The following is a 17,158-nucleotide window of genomic DNA, read 5'->3' as shown; positions in this document are numbered from 1 at the left end:
GTTAACTGATCGGGGGCAGCGTGTCACGAGGGCGTCAGCGGCGGAGAACAGTGTGGACTTGTCAGGCCTGCGGTCTGGAGAGTCCAGGGTACTTCGGTCGGTGTCCGTCGTGTGGAGCGTGGGGCTCGATGGTCGAGAAGACTGTCGAGTCGTCGGTCGGGATGGCCCCCGAGATAGGCGGTGGAACGCGACCACTGCGTCTTTCTCAAGTGAGGAGTGCTGAGGGACGACGTCTCACGGTTGGCTTGCCGGAGTTCGACCGCGTGCTTGGCGGAGGTCTTGTCCCCGGATCACTGGTTCTGCTCGGGGGTGATCCCGGCATCGGGAAGTCGACGCTCCTGTTGCAGGCCGCTCTCCGTGTAGCGGAATACGGTCAGGAGGTCCTATACGTGGCGGCGGAGGAATCGCCGGAACAGATGAAGCTCCGCGCTGATCGACTCGGGTCCGCCAGCGACGGCGTTGTTGTTCTTCCGGAAACAGCTCTCGATCGCGTCCTTGAGGTTGCGGAGGAATTGCGGCCGGCGATGCTTGTGGTGGATTCTATTCAGACGGTCTACTTGACCGGGCTTGAATCCTCGCCAGGGAGCGTATCGCAACTTCGCGACTGTACAGCGCAGCTTCTCCGCTTCGCCAAGCAGACTGCGACACCAATTTTCGTGGTCGGTCACGTCACAAAGGAAGGCTTGATTGCTGGTCCGCGCGTGGTTGAGCATATGGTCGATGTGGTCCTTTACTTGGAGGGTGAACGCTTTTACCAGCACCGAATTCTGCGCGCGGTCAAGAACCGGTTTGGGTCGACAAACGAGATCGGTGTCTTTGAGATGACCGATTCGGGACTGCGGGATGTTGGGAATCCTTCGGAGTTGTTCCTCGCCGAGCGAGTTCGGGATGCCCCAGGAAGCGCGGTCGTGGTTGCGCTAGAAGGCACGCGTCCAATCCTCATCGAGGTACAAGCGCTGACAAGCTCAGCTGGCTATGGAACGCCTCGCCGTGTTGCCACGGGATTCGATGCCACACGCTTGCAGCTACTTGTCGCTGTGCTGACGAAGCATGCAGGGCTTCGCCTTGCGGATCAGGATGTGTTCGTGAATGTGACTGGCGGTATTCGTCTCGTCGAGCCAGCAGCGGACCTCGGGGTTGCACTTGCGATCGCCTCGTCAGCGAGCGGGATCCCACTGGATCCAACCGCCGTCTACATTGGCGAACTTGGACTGGCAGGCGAGGTCCGCGGTGTCCATGCCTTGGAGCGTCGGTTGCAGGAAGCTGCGAGGTTGGGTTTCGAGCGTGCGGTCGTCCCAGCATCCAGCCGGGTGGCGAGTGTGTCTGCCGAACTCCGACTGCTCCCCATTCGTTCGTTAGCCGAGGCGGTCAGCGCACTCGCGGCACAGGCGGTGCGTTCGCGGCAGAACGGGCGCGAGCTGTCGCCTGGATGAGGTCCGCCAGGCGCTCAGCTGCGTCGGGAACGGCCAGAACCTTTCCCCGTTGTCCCATTGCCGCAAGTGCTTCTCGGTCAGCAACCAACCTCTCGACCAGTGTGACGATACGTTGAGGGGTCAAATCGCTTTGTGGCAGGAGAATCGCGCTTCCAAGATCATTGAGCAGGCGCGCGTTGGCGGTCTGCTCGTCGCCGCGTGTCCCAGGGAGAGGGACGAGAATCGCGGGTTTGCCAAGTGCGGCGAGCTCGGCAACGGTGCTGGCGCCAGCCCGGCTGATGACGAGATCAGCGGCGGCATAGACATCTGGGAGTTCCTCGGTGAGAAACTCGACCACAGCGTATCGTCTTTGCAGCGGATACGGAAGCATGCTACGTCGCTCGAGGAGGCGCGGCAAATCGCCATTGATCCGTGCTGGCCCGCACTGGTGTAACACTTGAACGGTCCCCACAAGGTCGGGTAAGGCGGCGGCGATAGCTTCATTGAGTGCGTGTGCGCCCAGAACGCCGCCTGTCACATAAACGAGCGGGAGATCCTTGGTAAAACCGAAGCGCCCGAGAGCACGTTGGGCGTCGCCTCGGAAGAGTTCACGGCGGATCGGGAGGCCGGTGTGGACGATCGCGGACCTCCTGCGCCTGAGCAGTGGACGCGTCGCCTCGAAGGAAATCGCCACTGCGTCAGCGAACCGTGCGGCAATCCGTGTCGCAAGACCCGCAATGGCCGTCTGCTCGTGGATGACGAGTGGAATCCGATTGAGCCAGCCACCGATGACGACGGGCACACTGACGTACCCACCTGTTCCGAAGACCACATCTGGGCGGAAAGTACGAATCAAAGAAGCTGCGGCCAGAATACCGAGAGGGACGGCGGCAAGGTCAAGGAGCGTACGCGGGGTTGGATCCCGGCGGAGTTTCCCGGTGGGAATCCACCGGAAGGGAATATCGTTCTGCTCAGCAAAGCGTCGTTCGACGCCGTGGCGCGAACCGATCCAGAGCACTTCCACATCGATTTGAGCGCGCAATGCGTCCAATGCTGCGAGAGCTGGTACGGTGTGACCACCGGTTCCGCCGCCGCCAATCACGAGACGCAATGGTCGTGTCATGCCTCCTCCGTTCCCTTTATCTGCAGATAGTACCGCGGGAAGATGCAGGAGAGTGGAAGTCACAATGGCAGTAGAATTGGGCGGTGACGCTGTACCGCAGCAGCGGTGTTAGCGGCTATCTTTGGTTTGCATGAGGAGATAAGCAGTGCGTACTCGAGGGTGGGAGATTGTCGCGAGCGTCGCTGCCGTGGTGCTGCTTGTCGACCAGATCAGCAAGGCGCTCGTCCTCGCCTATCTGGCACCAGGTGGCCCAGTCAGTGAGGTTGTGCTCATTCCTCGTATTCTTCGCCTCTTCTACGTTGAGAATACCGGAGCGGCATTTGGGCTCTTCCAAGGAAAGAATCCTCTGTTGGCTCTCTTGGCGCTCGCGGTTGTCGTCGTGCTTGCTATATGGTTCCGTGCACTTGTCGCATCCTGGCCTGGAGCCGTGGCGTTAGGTCTGCAGCTTGGTGGTGCGCTGGGAAACCTCGTCGATCGCTTCCGCCATGGATTCGTGGTGGACTTCATTGATTTCTCGTTTTGGCCGACCTTCAACGTTGCAGATAGCGCAATCACCATCGGAGTATTGTTGCTGGTTGGCCTGCTTGTGTGGCCCGAGGTGACGCGGACGTCGATAGATAGGAGCCGGACCGAACGGATTGATATGGAGCAGCGCACACGATGACAACCCGACCCCAAGAAGCGATACGGCTGGTTTTGCAAATTTCTGAGCGAGAGCACGGGGAGCGGCTCGATAAGCTCATCGCAAGCCGGGTGACAGGGATGAGCCGCAGTTTCGTGCAACAGATGATGAAGCAGGGGGAGATCCTCGTCAACGGTGAGCCGTGCAAGCCTGCTCAACGAGTCCGTTATGGTGATCGCCTGGAGGTGTATCTGCCACCAGTCGCACCACCCAGCGATCTTGAGCCAGAGTATCTCCCGATCCCGGTCATCTATGAGGATGACGATATTATCGTGTTCGATAAGCCGCCTGGGATCGTGACGCACCCTGCACCGGGACACGAGCATGGTACCCTCGTGAATGCACTCAAGGCGATTCGCCCTGACCTCCAAGTCCAACCAAGTCATCGACCGGGCATCGTGCATCGGCTTGACAAGGACACGTCAGGGCTGCTCGTGGTCGCCAAGACGGAGCCGGCACGCCTTGCCTTACTGGAACAATGGCACAGTCGAAGCGTCGTGAAAAAATACACGGCGCTGGTCCACGGCGTGGTCGAACCGGATTCCGGGACAATCGATGCACCAATCAGCCGGGATCCACGCGAACGGACAAAGATGGCAGTTGTTCCGTGGGGGCGGCCTGCGATCACGCACTTTCGCGTGATCGAACGCTTCCGTTGCGCGACACTCTTGGACGTTACGATTGAGACGGGACGGACGCACCAGATTCGCGTCCATTGTGCGTTCATTGGTCATTCAGTCGTTGGAGACCAACAGTACGGAGGAGACCGTCCTTTCTGTGTCCCTGTCCCTCGGCAGTTTTTGCATGCTCGCTACTTACGCTTTACTCTTCCGAGCACAGGGCAAACAATCGAGCTCGAGACACCGCTGCCCTACGATCTCCGTCACGTTTTGGAGGCAATCCGCCAGTGTGAGCGCGAGGGTGTCCCGTGTTCGAACCGCGCCTGAAACGTTTTGTTGAGGAACTCTTCCGTGAGGCTTTGAGTGCTGTCGATCCAGAGCGGCTCGTCCGGGAGGCAATTGAACTACGCGACAATGCAGTTCTTATTCGTGGTATCCCGCATCGGATCGAACGCGAGAGCCGCCTTGTGGTCTTAGCACTTGGTAAAGCGGCAGTGCCGATGGCGCGTGGGACACTGAGTGTGCTCGGGGGGCGGGTTCATCGCTGTGTGGTGGTCCCCAAGAGCGACGGCGAGGATTATGCTGAGCTGGAGCGGTGTCATGTTGTCCCGGGCAGTCATCCCCTCCCGGACGCACAAAGCCTCCGAGCTGGGCATGCACTCTTGGACGCGGTACGAGGTTTGAATCAGCACGATCTGGTTCTTGTTCTCTTGTCAGGTGGGGGATCTGCATTAGCCGAGGTGCCGCGCGCCCCTTTGGACTTAGACGACGTTGTGCTGACAACGGAACGCTTACTGAAGGCTGGAGCCGATATCTGGCTGCTCAATGCGGTGCGACGTCGTTTGAGTGACCTTAAGGGGGGCGGGCTTGCACGGGCAGCTGCACCAGCGCGCATTATCAATCTCATCGTTTCCGACGTATTGGGGAGCCCGCTTCCAGTGATTGCAAGCGGGCCAACAGTCGAACCGGAGACGACAACCGAAGACATAGCAAGAACACTCAGACAACTCGATGTGTGGTTCGACCTTCCGGAAACAGTTCGCGCCATCCTGGAAGAGCCGGAGAAATCGTCGCTCCGGTTGGGAAATGTGCTCCAATCAGTCGTGCTGGCCGATGCGGCCGTGCTTGCGCGTGCGGCGGTCGAAGCCTGCCGGGCGCGTGGACTTCCGGCCGTTCTGTGCGGCACGCGGTATACCGGTGAAGCAAGCCAGTTTGGGCGCTTCTGGGCGACCCTCGCGCGCTCGGTGCGGGAGGAGCGTCTGCCGTGGGCACCACCAGTCGCGTTGGTCGCGGCAGGTGAACTTACAGTGACCGTTCGGGGGGATGGACGCGGGGGCCGGAACACCGAAATGGCACTGGCAGCCGCGCTTGCAGTGACCGGGGCGCGCGACATCACGATCGCGAGCCTGGCATCGGATGGGGACGACGGCACAAGTGGAGCTGCCGGCGCCGTGGTGGATACAGGGACGGTCGACGCGTTGCGTGTTCTCGGTCTCGATGCTCGGGATGCATTGCATCGGAACGACTCCGCGACGGCCCTGGCAGCGGTCGGAGCGCTCGTTGTCACTGGGTTAACGGGCACGAACGTCAATGATCTCTACCTCGCGATTGTTGACGAAGCGAGGTAGGCTTAACGGGTTAACATCGTCGTGTCGATAGGGGGACGCGGGAGCCACCCCATCCGCTGAAGGGCTTCGCGACCAAGAAGACCGAGCGTAATCCGCGAGTCCTCGTCAGGGGCATTGGGGTTATATTCGAAGCGTGCTCGCTCGAAGTACTGCACGGTTCGCCCATTTTCAGTGAATTCCTCGCTGATCGGGTACCCGAAGACGCTCACTCCCCCATTTTTTTCCCAGAATTCTTTAAAGCCATAGGAGAGCGAATGGCCGGTTTCTGGAAAGTACCGGCGTTCCGTTGAGTCGGGGAACGGCGGTACCGGTGCGAAGGCTCGGTCAGCTGTGAGTTCAGCGCCAAGTCGACCGATGGTAATCCGGTGATCCTCCGGCGCGTTGGGACGATATTCGAGACGCACACGTTCGAAGTACTGGACAATGATCTGCTCTCCCGTTGTCGGGTCAGTGGTCGAAAACTCTTCGGTCAGGGGGTAACCGAAGATGCGCTCACCGCCATGTGTCTGCCAGAAGCGCTTGAATCCGCCGCTCAAAAAATGCTTAGTCTGGGTAAAGTACACCCGATCAGGCGAGGGTACGGCTGGGGGCTCTTGTGGATCTGAGGGAAGACGCTGGCGGATGGCTAAGGCTTGCACGCGCCCACGACCGCCTGGGAGTTCGGTAACCCACCCGACGACGCGATCAGAGATCGTTGGCCAGGCAACGCGCTGTGCCCGTGCGAGCGCAAATTCCGTTCGAAGCGCAATATCGTAGGCGTAGAGTTCGGGCAGGCCCGAACGCCAATCCTCCCACACCACGAATCGTTGACTCAACGCGATTCGCCCGATGAAGTGTCCCTCGGTGATAATCGTCTCTGAACCGCTTCGACGATCCAGCAGGATGAGCGATGGCGGCCCACCGCTACGGGCTTGGCGGCGAAAAGCAATCCAATCGCCGGCAATTACCGGGTCGATCTCGTCATCCGGGGAGGTGACGACAGGGGTGACGGTTCCACGTTGGCTGTCCCAAAGGACAAGATCCCAACTACCGTTACGGAACTCTTGCCAAAGAACAAATTGTCCGCTGACGGCCGGATTCGCTTGGTTAGCATCGCCTTGAGCAAGGTCGTAACGCTGCCCCGTTTGCAAGTCTCGTACGCGAATCTGGCCTCGGTCTCCACGCACTTCACGCCACGCGACGAGCGTGCCATCGATTGCCGGCTGTTCCACTTGCCCCGGCTGATCGGTGACGGTGAAGGTGGCACCGCTGGCGATGTCCGTACCGACGATCGTGGCGCGCGATGGATCGGCCCCGCTTACCCAGATCACGCGCGTGCCACTGACGGCCGGTTGGGACCGAGCTCCGGGACTGCGATCAGGGCGAAACTCTCGAGCATCGTCCAGATCGTAGGCATAGACATCTGGGGCACCGTTCCGGCGATCTTCCCAGACGAGTAGTGATCCGGAGGCGCGCAGGGAGCTCAGTTGGAGGCCGACCGACGATGTCAATGCAGGTTCGAGTCGGTAATCGCTGGATTGTGCGCGAACGGAAGTTGCGAAACGTGGCAAAAGCCAACTTACGAGCAAGAGGAGAATGAGTAGCGACCGTCTTACTCCCTGCAGGCGCTGTCGTCGTGTCTTCCTCACACCCAATGCCTCCACGCTACGGTCGCGGGCGAGTATACCTGCTACCGTTAGAGGTTGTGGCCGATGCGGAACGGGTGGAGAGGTATGTTTCCAGTGGTCATCGACGTTGACACTGGCGTGGACGATGCGCTTGCGCTCGGCCTAGCGCTTGCCCTGCCTGAACTCAGTGTCATCGCCGTGACGACAGTGGCCGGCAATGTGGACGTTGAGCAGGCAACCCAGAACACGCGCCGCGTGCTCGACTGGTTCGGGGCGGTGTCAGTTCCGGTCGCACGCGGCGCGAGTCAACCGCTGCTCCGTCCACACCGGGATGCTCGGGAGTTCCATGGACCCGATGGTCTTGGTGGAGCGATGCTTACGCCTCAACGTTCCGGACCGATTCTCGATACAGCCGCACCAGAGGTGATCGTACGGGCAGCACGGCGGTATGCTGGATTACTTCGCCTTGTGTGTCTTGGGCCGTTAACAAACCTGGCCATCGCGTTGCGCCTGGAACCGCGCCTGCCAGAACTCGTCGAGGGGCTGGTTATTATGGGTGGTGCGTTTGCCGTACCAGGCAACGTGACGTCGTTTGCAGAGTTCAACGTCTGGAGTGATCCAGAGGCTGCCCATATCGTCGCGGAGGCTCGCTTTCGGACTATCTGGGTCGGGCTGGACGTCACAACGGGCGTGCGCTTCGACCGGGCTGCGCGAGGACGCCTTGCGGGATCCGATCGCCGAGGGGCTCGACTTGCCTATGAAGTGTCACGCTGGGCTTTTGACGAGCGCGGAGTCGACTCCTTCGCCTTACATGATCCTGTGGCAGTCGCTGTCGCTGCGAGGCCGGATCTTGTCACCGGTGAGCGAGCCTTTGTGCATGTGTTGACCTCTCCAAGCGAGCTTTGTGGGCGCACGGTTTGGCGTGCCGAAGCAGGTGCACCCGCCTTGGTCGCGCAGGGAGTCAACGCGGAAGCGGTAAACGAGCTCTTGCGGGAGCGGTTAGGCCTGGTAGTAGTTGGGAAGGAGCCGACTCGGCCGGAAAGCCCTACGCCATAATTAGCATACCTGGAATGCATCCCGGGGCGATCCCCGGAAGCTGGAGGTAAGAGCAGTGTCGGGCGAAACGGTTCCTCACGAGCAGCCGTCACTGCAGGATGTGGATCTGTTAGGGCGGTTGACACAGTTCTTCGATACGCTCGAGCAGCATGTACGTGCTGGGCACGGTTGGTTCATCTTCAATGCACGTGGCCAGCGCGGGAATCGCATTGCAGCGTTTATCCTTGGGCGTCTGGCAGAGTATCAGCTGCTGTTCACGTATTACTTCGTGCCCTGGCGAGACTTCGCCTTGAATGCGTATATGGTCGAGGTCGAGTTGCAATCGCTGGCCGCGCAGCGGCAAAGCCTACAAGGGCGAGCACGGGAAGAGTTTGACATCGCGACACGCGTGTCACGGGATAACCTCGCGCGGATGATGGTCTCCGACCTCCTCATTGTTGCGGGGGTTCAACCGCGCCATCGTCATGAACTCGTGTTCCTTGACCAGGCGGTAGAGCGACGGTATCAGCAGCGGCTATCGACTATCTTGATAACTCCCGCACAACCGCATGAGCTGGCTTTGCAAATTGAGCGTGTTGCCCCAGGAGAACGATTTTGGGAGCGGCTGTTCGAGCGGATGTATGAACGTAGTCTGATCGCGCTTTGAGGTTAGATCCGGCGACCGAGTGCATGATCGGCGAGGGCTGCCAACATCGTACGGCCCTCGGTTGGTGGGAGCTCCGCCAAAAGTTCCTTGGCTTCTTCAACATAGCTTTTTGCTACGGCGAGCGCTTCCTCAAGAGCTCCCGACTCGCGGATGAGACGGACGGCCGTTGTGAGGGCTGCATCGTCTGCTGGACCATACCGGATCACTTCCTCGACGAATTCCCGTTCCTCACGCGTGGCTTTCCCGTCAGCGAGGAAGAGCATAGTTGGAAGCGTCACAGTCCCCTGACGCAAATCCTGGCCAGCCGGCTTCCCGAGTTCGTCCTCGCTCCCACGGAAGTCCAAGACGTCGTCAACGATCTGAAAGGCCATTCCCATGGCGCTGCCGAACGCACGCAGTGCTTCGATCTGATCTTCGGGGGCTTCGGCGAGAATGGCGCCGATTTCTGCGGATCCAGCGAAAAGCGACGCGGTCTTCCCGTAGATCCGGCGTTGGTAGTCATCGAGACTAATATCGGTTCGCCGTGAAGCGAAGAGTTCGCGAAGCTGCCCATCGCAGATGCTACCAAGACAACGCGCGAACACGGCAAGGACACGAGGGTTCATAGTGGAGGCGGCGAGCATGGCTGATCGTGCAAACATATAGTCGCCGACCATGATGACGATTGAGGAATCAAAGATCGCATTGAGTGTTGGCTGTCCTCGCCGACGGGATGCCCCGTCGATCGAATCATCGTGAATCAGCGATGCTGTATGCAGGAGCTCAATGCCAGCTGCTGCAGGGACCAGTCGTTCCAGGTCGTAGCGGAACGGTTTTGCAGCAAGGAGGAGGAGTAACGGACGCAGGCGTTTCCCGCCCGAGACGATCAGGGCTCGTAGAATATCGCCGACCAGCGGGAACTCGAGTGCAGTCTCCGCAAGGAGACGATCCTCCACCCGCTGAAGATCCGGACGCATCCGCTGAAGAACCGTGCTGAAGTCCAAGAATCCCCCGAACCTTGCTTCGTATCCCATCAGAGCCGCCTGCGCGGCTCTTGCTAGTATGTCTCAGAGAAAGCGTGCTCGAAAAGAGGTAGCGGTGATTTTGCCAGTGCCGGGCCAAGCGACTGGGGGCTTGCGGTATTGCGTGGAGGTTTTGGGGAGCCTGCCACTCGATCGTGGGTGTCCGGGCCATGGGTGGACTGCTCTGAGATCAGAGCAGTTTGGATGGACGGGCACGACTGTTATGGCATACTGCGGCGCGACGGGGAAATGAGGAGCTGGAGCTGAGACGGAGCGATCCGCGTGTACCCGAGCAGCAGACTGAATCGGCGCGGTCAGCGGCGGAGATTGTCCTGGAAAATCAGTCTGGCGAGCGTGCTCATTCCATTGTTGCTCGTTCTCGGAACGGCGGTCTACCAGCTTTGGTGGCACGACGATCAACTAGAACTCCTCGTGGTCGACCGCGGGACAGGACGGCCTATTGTGGGGGCGACCGTGGAAATGCCCAGTGGCGTGCTCCAGACGGATCGAGAAGGACGAGTGCGTGTTCCAAGGCTGACTGAAGGATCTTTGCGTATTGTCGCGCCGGATTATGACGCAGTCGTCGTATCGGTGAATCGCGAGACACGTCGTTTGCGGGTCCCCTTGCGCTCCAATGTCGTGCAAGGCTCGGTCGTTCGGAACGGAGATGGGCAGCCCATCCCCGGTGCGACGATCCGCGCCGTCCGTGACGGTGTGACGCTCGCCAGTGCGGTCACGGATGCAACAGGGCATTATGTCCTCCGAGGCGTTCCAGAGGGTGCAGAGCTCGTTGCCGAGCACATGGAGTATGCGACAGCGCGCGTGACGCTTGGCACTGACCAGAGCGTCGCTGATCTGGCCTTGCGTCCGGACGTGCTTCGCGGCGTCATCCGTGATCTGCAAGGGCAACCGGTGGCAGCAATCGTCGCAACAACTGGTATTTGGACGCGAGTCGCTGAGGACGGCACGTTCCAGCTCAAGGGGGTTGCTCCGGGCCAGCAGGTGTTCGTAAAGGCACCTGGATACCGTGCCACATCGCTCATCGTACCGGAGAACTTCCAGGTCCAAGTGACGCTGGAACCACTGGTCGTGCGTGCGATCTATATTAATGTGCTCGTCGCGTCAAAACCGGAAGCGCTGGAAAAACGGCTTCAACTGGTCGATCGGACTGAGTTGAACGCAGTGGTGATCGATCTTAAGGACAGCACTGGGCACGTGTACTACGATACGCAGGTTGCGCTGGCACACGAGATCGGCGCGGTCCGACCGATTCTCCAACCTCGGGAACTCGTGAGTGGCCTTAAAGCGCGTGGCATTTACACAATTGCCCGAATTGTGGTTTTTGAAGATCCTATCCTGGCAGAGGCGCGGCCAGAGTGGGCGATCCGCGACCGTACTACAGGCCAGGCTTGGCGAACCTGGAACGGGGTGGCGTGGGTCAACGCGTATCGCCGTGAGGTTTGGCAGTATAACGTTGCACTGGCTGTCGAAGCAGCAGGATTCGGCTTCGACGAGATCCAGTTCGACTACATTCGCTTCCCAACTGACGGACCCTTACAGAAAGCTGACTATGGAGTCAGTCACACCGCAGAGAATCGCATGGCCGCGATCGGGGGTTTTCTACAGACTGCATATGAGGCGCTCTTACCAACGCCGGCGTACCTAGCGGCAGATATTTTCGGTTTGACGATGTGGGAACTGAGCGACAGTGGGATCGGACAGAATCTCGAAGTGGTCGTAGAACACGTCGACTATGTGTGCCCGATGCTTTATCCTTCGCACTTCTGGGCTGGGTCGCTTGGCTTCGAGGTTCCGAACGACCATCCCTATGAAGTGATTCGATGGAGCCTAGAGAACGGCTTAACGCGAGTCCCGACGGCGAAACAGAAGTTCCGGGCGTGGCTCCAAGATTTTTCTTATGGACCTGGGAAGCCATATGGCCAGGAAGAGGTCCGGGCGCAGATCCAAGCGGTGTACGATGCCGGGCTCGAGTCGTGGATGCTGTGGAATGCCGATAGTGTGTATCAGGAGGAGGCATTAGAGCCTGCAGGTGGATGAGTCAAATGGAGAAGCGCCTGAGCGTGACAGCTGTTGCCCCGTTCACATTGATGCGTGATCTCCTCGTGACGGCACGGCCGCGCCAGTGGATCAAAAATGCTGTTGTATTGGCGCCGCTGGTGTTCGGACGGCGACTGCTCGACATGGGTGCACTTGTGGATGGGCTGCTTGCCACTTTAGCCTTTTGCGCTGCGGGGAGTGCGATTTACTTCTTTAACGATTGGAGTGACGCAGCAGCTGATCGTGAACATCCTCTCAAACGTCATCGTCCGATTGCGGCGGGACGTCTGCAAGCGCGGCATGTTTGGATCTCGATCGTTGGATTGGGAGTGCTGGCAGCGTGGTTTTCTTGGCTTGCCGGTGGTGAGACGTTCTTTGTTGTGTTGGGATATTGCGGGTTGATGCTGCTGTATAGCGTGCGCTTGAAGCATGTCGCGCTGCTCGACGTTTTCACAATTGCTGGTGGTTTCGTCCTCCGCGTATGGGGTGGAGCCGCTGCAGTCGAGGTGCCACTCTCGCCCTGGCTGTATCTCTGTACGGTGCTCCTCGCTCTATTCCTCGCCGTTGCCAAGCGGCGGCACGAGGTGTTGTTGCTGGAGGGCCTGGCAGCGAATCACCGGCGAACTCTGGACGACTATCCAGTTCCGCTCCTGGATGCGCTTCTGCAGGTGACAGCGACAGCGACGATCATGGCTTATTCGCTGTACACGTTCTCGGCCCCCAACCTTCCCGATGGGCACCGCATGATGCTGACAATTCCGTTCGTCTTGTACGGGATCTTCCGGTATTTGTACCTTGTCTACCGCCGGGATCTTGGAGGTATGCCGGAGCAGGTGCTTTTGGACGATCGACCACTCCTTGGGGCGATCATCGCATGGGGGCTCCTGATGCTGGCCTTGCTGTACGGCGCAGACTTGCTACAAGTCGGCGCAATGCAGTTGCGTTGATCATTGCAAGGCGTACCGAGGAGTGGTATACTCCGGCTCGGAGCTGGCTGAACAAGGCGTGCGCCGCGGACACGAGGAGCGGCGCGAAGAGGCGGAGGAGGCATCACAGCATGGTGAGCGTGCGACGAAGCACACGTCGCGAAGGAAACCGGCTCCAGCAGGAAGTGGTGGAAGCGTTCCAAGCCTGGTACGTCGGTTTTTCACCGCTCCTGCGGATGGCGGCGCGGCCTTGGAGGCCACCGCTCGAGGTGTATGAAGACGAACGGGGTTTGGTCGTGCGGGCGGAACTCGCTGGCCTACGCGAGGACGATATCAGCGTGGTCGTCAGCGATTCAGTGCTTCAGATCTCTGGAGTGCGACGACCTCGAGAAGAGGGCCAGCGGCGGACCTACCACGAGATGGGGATCGCCTATGGGCCATTTGAAGCAGAGGTTCTCTTGCCCTTTCCGGTCGATCTCGATCACGTGGAAGCTGTCTATGAGCGTGGGTTCCTGGAAGTGACCCTACCGCGAGCACGTGTCTCGCGTACTGTTCCGCTCCGTTCAGAGACTAGCCCTGAATCCTGAGGAGCGTGCGATGAGTGACGAACTGCGTAAGCCGATGGAAGAAAACGAGCAGCAGGTGGAAGGGGAAGCGCGGTCTGAGAAGCGTGAGCTCAAGCTCTTGCCGGTGCTTCCACTACGGAACACTGTTGTTTTCCCGACGACCCTAGTGCCGCTCGCAGCCGGACAGCCGCGTTCGCTGCGACTCATTGACGACGTGGCCTCAGGAGATCGGGTACTTGTTCTCGTCCTCCAGAAGGATCCGAAGAAGGAAGGTGCGGGTCCGCAGGATGTCTACCAGGTGGGTACAATCGGAAGCATCCAGCAGATGATGCGCGTCCCTGATGGAACGGTGCGCCTGGCGGTGCAGGGCCTGCGCCGGGTTCGGATCGTGGAGTGGGTGACCGAAGAGCCGTATCTGAAGGCACTCGTCGAGGAGATCCCTGAGGTTGTCGAGGATACGATCGAAGTTAAGGCTTTGACACGGACTGCGCTGGAGCTCTTCCAGCGGTTGGTCTCGTTGGTGTCCAATCTGCCGGAAGAACTCGTCACGGCGGTCTTGAATATCGAAGATCCGCTGCACTTGGTCTACCTTTTGGCGTCGAACCTGCGAATGGATCCCGAGGAGCGGCAGGCGCTCCTTGAGTTGGACAGCGTGCGTGACAAACTGCTGCGGCTGAACGCGTTTATGAGCCGTGAGCTGGATCTCCTCGAGCTCGGCAAGAAGATTCAGAGTGAGGTCCAGGAAGAGGTGGCGCGTTCGCAGCGTGAGTTCTACCTGCGCGAACAGCTCAAGGCGATCCAGCGCGAACTCGGTGAGACGAGCGAGCAGGAGGCGGAAATCAACGAGTTCCGGGCCAAGATTGAGCAGTCTGGTATGCCAGAGGAGGCTCGGCGTGAGGCTCTCCGCGAGCTGGAGCGGATGAGCAAGTTGCCGCCGGCATCGGCCGAGTATGGAGTGATCCGGACCTACCTCGACTGGCTCGTCTCGCTGCCATGGAATCGCAGCACCGAAGGTGAGATCGACATCGCACGGGCGCGCCAGATTCTGGATGAGGATCACTATGATCTCGAGAAGATCAAGGAGCGGATTTTGGAGTACCTTGCGGTGCGGCGCCTGCGCAAGGAACGAGGCGAGGAGAGTGAGCCAGGGCGCGAGCCGATCCTCTGCTTTGTGGGTCCTCCTGGTGTGGGGAAGACGAGCCTTGCGCAGTCGATTGCACGGGCACTCGGGCGAGCCTTCACGCGGATGTCACTCGGTGGTGTGCGGGACGAAGCGGAAATTCGTGGGCACCGGCGCACCTACATTGGCGCGATGCCTGGACGGATCATTCAGGCCATCCGGCGCGCTGGCACGAACGATCCGGTCTTCGTCCTCGATGAGATCGACAAAGTGGGGATGGACTGGCGAGGTGATCCGGCGTCCGCACTTCTGGAGGTGCTGGATCCGGAACAGAACAGTACCTTCCGGGATCACTACCTGGACGTGCCCTTCGACTTGTCGAAGGTCATGTTCATCGCAACGGCCAACGTGTTGGACACAATTCCGCCGGCACTTCGCGACCGGATGGAGATTCTTGTCCTGTCCGGATACACAGACGAGGAGAAGTTGCAGATCGCTCGCCGGTATCTCATTCCAAAGCAGTTCCGCCGGCATGCGTTGAATCCAGAGGATTTTGAGTTCACGGACGAGGCGATCTTGGAGATTATTCAGCATTACACGCGGGAAGCCGGTGTACGGAACCTCGAGCGCGAAGTTGCGGCGGTCGCGCGGAAGCTGGCGACGCGCATGGCCGAGGGGCAGGAGGTGCCGCGGACGATCACCGTCGATATGGTGCATGAGTTCTTGGGCAAGCGGCGGTACTATTATGAGGAGCTATCGGAGCGCACTGCCCAGCCAGGGGTTGCGATCGGTGTTGGCGTCACACCGGTTGGCGGGGACATTATGTTCATCGAGGCCACGCGCATGGTTGGTCGTGGCAATCTGCTCATTACAGGTCAGCTTGGCGAGGTCATGCGGGAGTCGGCTCAGGCTGCCTTGAGTATTGTGCGTTCACGTGCTGAGCAGTTTGGAATCGACCCGGACTTCATGAAGGACTCGGATATCCATATCCACGTTCCGTCCGGAGCGATTCCGAAGGATGGGCCATCTGCTGGAGTGACACTGGTCACCGCGCTGGTCTCGTTGCTAACCGGTATCCCGGTGCGCGAGGACGTGGCGATGACGGGTGAGATCACGTTGCGGGGCCAGGTGCTGCCAGTGGGTGGCATTAAGGAAAAGGCGCTGGCTGCGCAGCGTGCTGGTGTGAAGACGTTCATCTTGCCGAAGCGGAACGAGATGGACCTGGACGAGCTCCCTGCCACGCTCCGCGAGAACCTGCGCTTCGTCTTGGTCGAAACGATCGATGAAGTACTCCAGGCGGCATTGCCGGAGGAGTTCCAGCAGCGACTGAGAGAAACACAGGCCCGAGGACGTGGTGGAGAAGCGGCGGTTGAGTCGATTGCGGCACTCAGCTGAGTGCCACGGTCACCTGGAGAGGCCAGCGGGGCAGGTTGGACTACCTGCCCCGCTTCATTTCTGTTCCACGACTGTTGCGCGGCGGGCGGCGCGACTCTGTGCAGTCTCGATGAGTGCAGCGAACAGGGCATGATGGGCGGGGTAGTGCTGGAACAGGCGCTCGGGATGCCATTGGACTGCGAGGACAAAGGTGGCTCCTGGAATTTCAGCTGCTTCGATCACCCCGTCGGGAGCAGTCGCCGTAGGGAGGAGAGGAGGGGCGAGTTCTGCGACGGCCTGGTGGTGATAGGAGTTGACCATGAGGTGGGTGGTGCCAACGATACGGGCTAGGTGCGAGTCAGGTCGAATTGTGACGGGATGTGCCGGTTCGCCTGAGGGGATACTGAGTTCCTGCTGACGGTGATTGAGGGCGCCGTCAATCTGATCGGGAATATGTTGGATGAGCGTGCCGCCGAGTGCGACGTTGAGTACTTGCAGGCCGCGGCAGATCGCGAGGAGTGGGACGTCGGCGTTGAGTGCAGCGTGGACAAGGGCGATCTCAAATTCGTCGCGCACGTCCGATATCCCGTATGTTGCAGGATGAATGGTGGGAGCGTCGTAGCGGTAGGGTGCGATGTCGCCGCCTCCGGTGAGGAGGATGCCGTCGAGGTTCTCAAGAAAGCGGGCGGGTTCGAGGACAGGTGGCAGGACCACGGGGATTCCACCCGCGTGGGCGATAGCCTCGGCATAGTCGAGATTCAACGCCAGGCGAGTGGTGAGGCCGTGGGCTGCTGATTCTCGGGTGATGTCTGGAGTGATGCCGATAACTGGCGCTGGCACTGGATGCACTCCTTTCATTTTGACACTGAGGGTAGCACAGTAGTGCGTGCGATGAGTGCGATGTGCAGAGTGAGCATACTGGTGCAGTGGGACAATGAGGGCAAGGAGTCGGTGCAGGTCTGGCCAGCAATGGAATGAGCAAGTAGACCAGCGCTATTGCGCACCGGAGTGGAATCGCTCGGCTGTTAGAGGGGGTGAGATACTGTCGAAGAAGCGAGGTTGCAGGGCTTTCCGCGAGAGGTGAAGTTGCGGCGTTTGCGTTGGAGGTGAGGAGGGGAGAGGATAAGGGGTGAGTTCGCGACCCTTGACACGAGGGGCGGTGACGGGTATAGTATTGGATGCGTCTGGCGGAGCGATAAGCTCCGTGAGCACCTTGACAACTGGAGTGTGGTCGAGTGCACCGAGCCCTCGTGGCCGGAGTGGCCGACATCCCAAGTGAGCCACGAATCTGGTCGGTCTACCCCAAGAGGGGTGAAGGCCGAGCGGATTGTGAGTGGAG

The 17,158-nt window shown here is 59.9% G+C and carries 14 protein-coding genes; 10 read left to right on the top strand and 4 right to left on the bottom strand.

Annotated features, from left to right (window positions below):
- Positions 1-20 precede the first annotated feature (20 nt).
- Positions 21-1,433 carry a DNA repair protein RadA gene (gene radA, locus NET03_RS00070; RefSeq protein ID WP_252126845.1) on the top strand — a complete coding sequence of 471 codons (1,413 nt, stop codon included), beginning with the start codon at positions 21-23 and terminating at the stop codon, positions 1,431-1,433.
- On the opposite strand, the gene murG is transcribed toward radA, so the two are convergent.
- The gene (gene murG, locus NET03_RS00065) at positions 1,369-2,535 is read right to left on the bottom strand and encodes an undecaprenyldiphospho-muramoylpentapeptide beta-N-acetylglucosaminyltransferase (protein WP_252126844.1); all 1,167 of its coding nucleotides are present in this window, start codon (positions 2,533-2,535) and stop codon (positions 1,369-1,371) included. The two genes, radA and murG, sit on opposite strands and share 65 nt — an antisense overlap.
- A gap of 145 nt (positions 2,536-2,680) precedes the next feature.
- On the opposite strand from murG, the gene lspA reads away from it, so the two are divergent.
- The 3 genes from lspA to NET03_RS00050 are packed head-to-tail and all read left to right on the top strand — an operon-like array spanning position 2,681 to position 5,465.
- The gene (lspA, locus tag NET03_RS00060) at positions 2,681-3,199 is read left to right on the top strand and encodes a signal peptidase II (RefSeq protein ID WP_252126843.1); all 519 of its coding nucleotides are present in this window, start codon (positions 2,681-2,683) and stop codon (positions 3,197-3,199) included.
- The gene (locus tag NET03_RS00055) at positions 3,196-4,164 is read left to right on the top strand and encodes an RluA family pseudouridine synthase (RefSeq protein WP_252126842.1); all 969 of its coding nucleotides are present in this window, start codon (positions 3,196-3,198) and stop codon (positions 4,162-4,164) included. Before lspA ends, NET03_RS00055 begins: the two co-directional genes overlap by 4 nt.
- Positions 4,146-5,465, top strand: coding sequence for a glycerate kinase type-2 family protein (locus NET03_RS00050; protein ID WP_252126841.1), 1,320 nt, complete (start codon positions 4,146-4,148; stop codon positions 5,463-5,465). Before NET03_RS00055 ends, NET03_RS00050 begins: the two co-directional genes overlap by 19 nt.
- Before the next feature lie 2 nt (positions 5,466-5,467).
- On the opposite strand, the gene NET03_RS00045 is transcribed toward NET03_RS00050, so the two are convergent.
- The gene (locus NET03_RS00045) at positions 5,468-7,093 is read right to left on the bottom strand and encodes a TolB family protein (RefSeq protein ID WP_252126840.1); all 1,626 of its coding nucleotides are present in this window, start codon (positions 7,091-7,093) and stop codon (positions 5,468-5,470) included.
- Between the two features lie 84 nt (positions 7,094-7,177).
- On the opposite strand from NET03_RS00045, the gene NET03_RS00040 reads away from it, so the two are divergent.
- Together NET03_RS00040 and NET03_RS00035 are read left to right on the top strand one after the other, a co-directional pair.
- On the top strand, positions 7,178-8,128 hold the full coding sequence (locus NET03_RS00040; RefSeq protein WP_252126839.1) for a nucleoside hydrolase: 951 nt from the start codon (positions 7,178-7,180) through the stop codon (positions 8,126-8,128).
- A gap of 55 nt (positions 8,129-8,183) precedes the next feature.
- Entirely contained in the window at positions 8,184-8,774 is a 591-nt protein-coding gene (locus NET03_RS00035; RefSeq protein ID WP_252126838.1) for a hypothetical protein, read from the top strand.
- Positions 8,775-8,776: 2 nt separating this feature from the next.
- On the opposite strand, the gene NET03_RS00030 is transcribed toward NET03_RS00035, so the two are convergent.
- Positions 8,777-9,787 (bottom strand): polyprenyl synthetase family protein, encoded by a 1,011-nt coding sequence (locus NET03_RS00030; protein WP_252126837.1) that lies wholly within the window; start codon positions 9,785-9,787, stop codon positions 8,777-8,779.
- A 270-nt stretch (positions 9,788-10,057) separates the two neighbouring features.
- Between NET03_RS00030 and NET03_RS00025 the strand changes: the two genes are divergently transcribed.
- From NET03_RS00025 to lon, 4 genes are all read left to right on the top strand, one after another.
- Positions 10,058-11,833 (top strand): putative glycoside hydrolase, encoded by a 1,776-nt coding sequence (locus tag NET03_RS00025; RefSeq protein ID WP_252126836.1) that lies wholly within the window; start codon positions 10,058-10,060, stop codon positions 11,831-11,833.
- A 5-nt stretch (positions 11,834-11,838) separates the two neighbouring features.
- Positions 11,839-12,780 (top strand): decaprenyl-phosphate phosphoribosyltransferase, encoded by a 942-nt coding sequence (locus NET03_RS00020; RefSeq protein ID WP_252126835.1) that lies wholly within the window; start codon positions 11,839-11,841, stop codon positions 12,778-12,780.
- A 110-nt stretch (positions 12,781-12,890) separates the two neighbouring features.
- Positions 12,891-13,346: an Hsp20/alpha crystallin family protein gene (locus NET03_RS00015; RefSeq protein WP_252126834.1), complete on the top strand. Its 456-nt coding sequence runs from the start codon at positions 12,891-12,893 to the stop codon at positions 13,344-13,346.
- A 10-nt stretch (positions 13,347-13,356) separates the two neighbouring features.
- Positions 13,357-15,840: an endopeptidase La gene (gene lon / locus NET03_RS00010; RefSeq protein WP_252126833.1), complete on the top strand. Its 2,484-nt coding sequence runs from the start codon at positions 13,357-13,359 to the stop codon at positions 15,838-15,840.
- 54 nt (positions 15,841-15,894) lie between these two features.
- Here the strand turns inward: lon and NET03_RS00005 are convergent, their stop codons facing one another.
- Positions 15,895-16,659 (bottom strand): gamma-glutamyl-gamma-aminobutyrate hydrolase family protein, encoded by a 765-nt coding sequence (locus NET03_RS00005; RefSeq protein ID WP_252126832.1) that lies wholly within the window; start codon positions 16,657-16,659, stop codon positions 15,895-15,897.
- Positions 16,660-17,158: the final 499 nt, after the last annotated feature.

This window comes from Thermomicrobium sp. CFH 73360 (assembly GCF_023806465.1).
GTDB lineage: Bacteria > Chloroflexota > Chloroflexia > Thermomicrobiales > Thermomicrobiaceae > Thermomicrobium.
This window is presented reverse-complemented; position numbering and strand designations above follow the sequence as displayed.

Excerpts from the sequence above, each read along its gene's own strand:
- lon (WP_252126833.1), top strand. The coding sequence starts at position 13,357 with ATGAGTGACGAACTGCGTAAGCCGATGGAAGAAAACGAGCAGCAGGTG.
- NET03_RS00015 (WP_252126834.1), top strand. The coding sequence starts at position 12,891 with ATGGTGAGCGTGCGACGAAGCACACGTCGCGAAGGAAACCGGCTCCAG.
- NET03_RS00040 (WP_252126839.1), top strand. The coding sequence starts at position 7,178 with ATGTTTCCAGTGGTCATCGACGTTGACACTGGCGTGGACGATGCGCTT.
- NET03_RS00055 (WP_252126842.1), top strand. The coding sequence starts at position 3,196 with ATGACAACCCGACCCCAAGAAGCGATACGGCTGGTTTTGCAAATTTCT.
- NET03_RS00030 (WP_252126837.1), bottom strand. The coding sequence starts at position 9,787 with ATGGGATACGAAGCAAGGTTCGGGGGATTCTTGGACTTCAGCACGGTT.
- NET03_RS00020 (WP_252126835.1), top strand. The coding sequence starts at position 11,839 with ATGGAGAAGCGCCTGAGCGTGACAGCTGTTGCCCCGTTCACATTGATG.
- murG (WP_252126844.1), bottom strand. The coding sequence starts at position 2,535 with ATGACACGACCATTGCGTCTCGTGATTGGCGGCGGCGGAACCGGTGGT.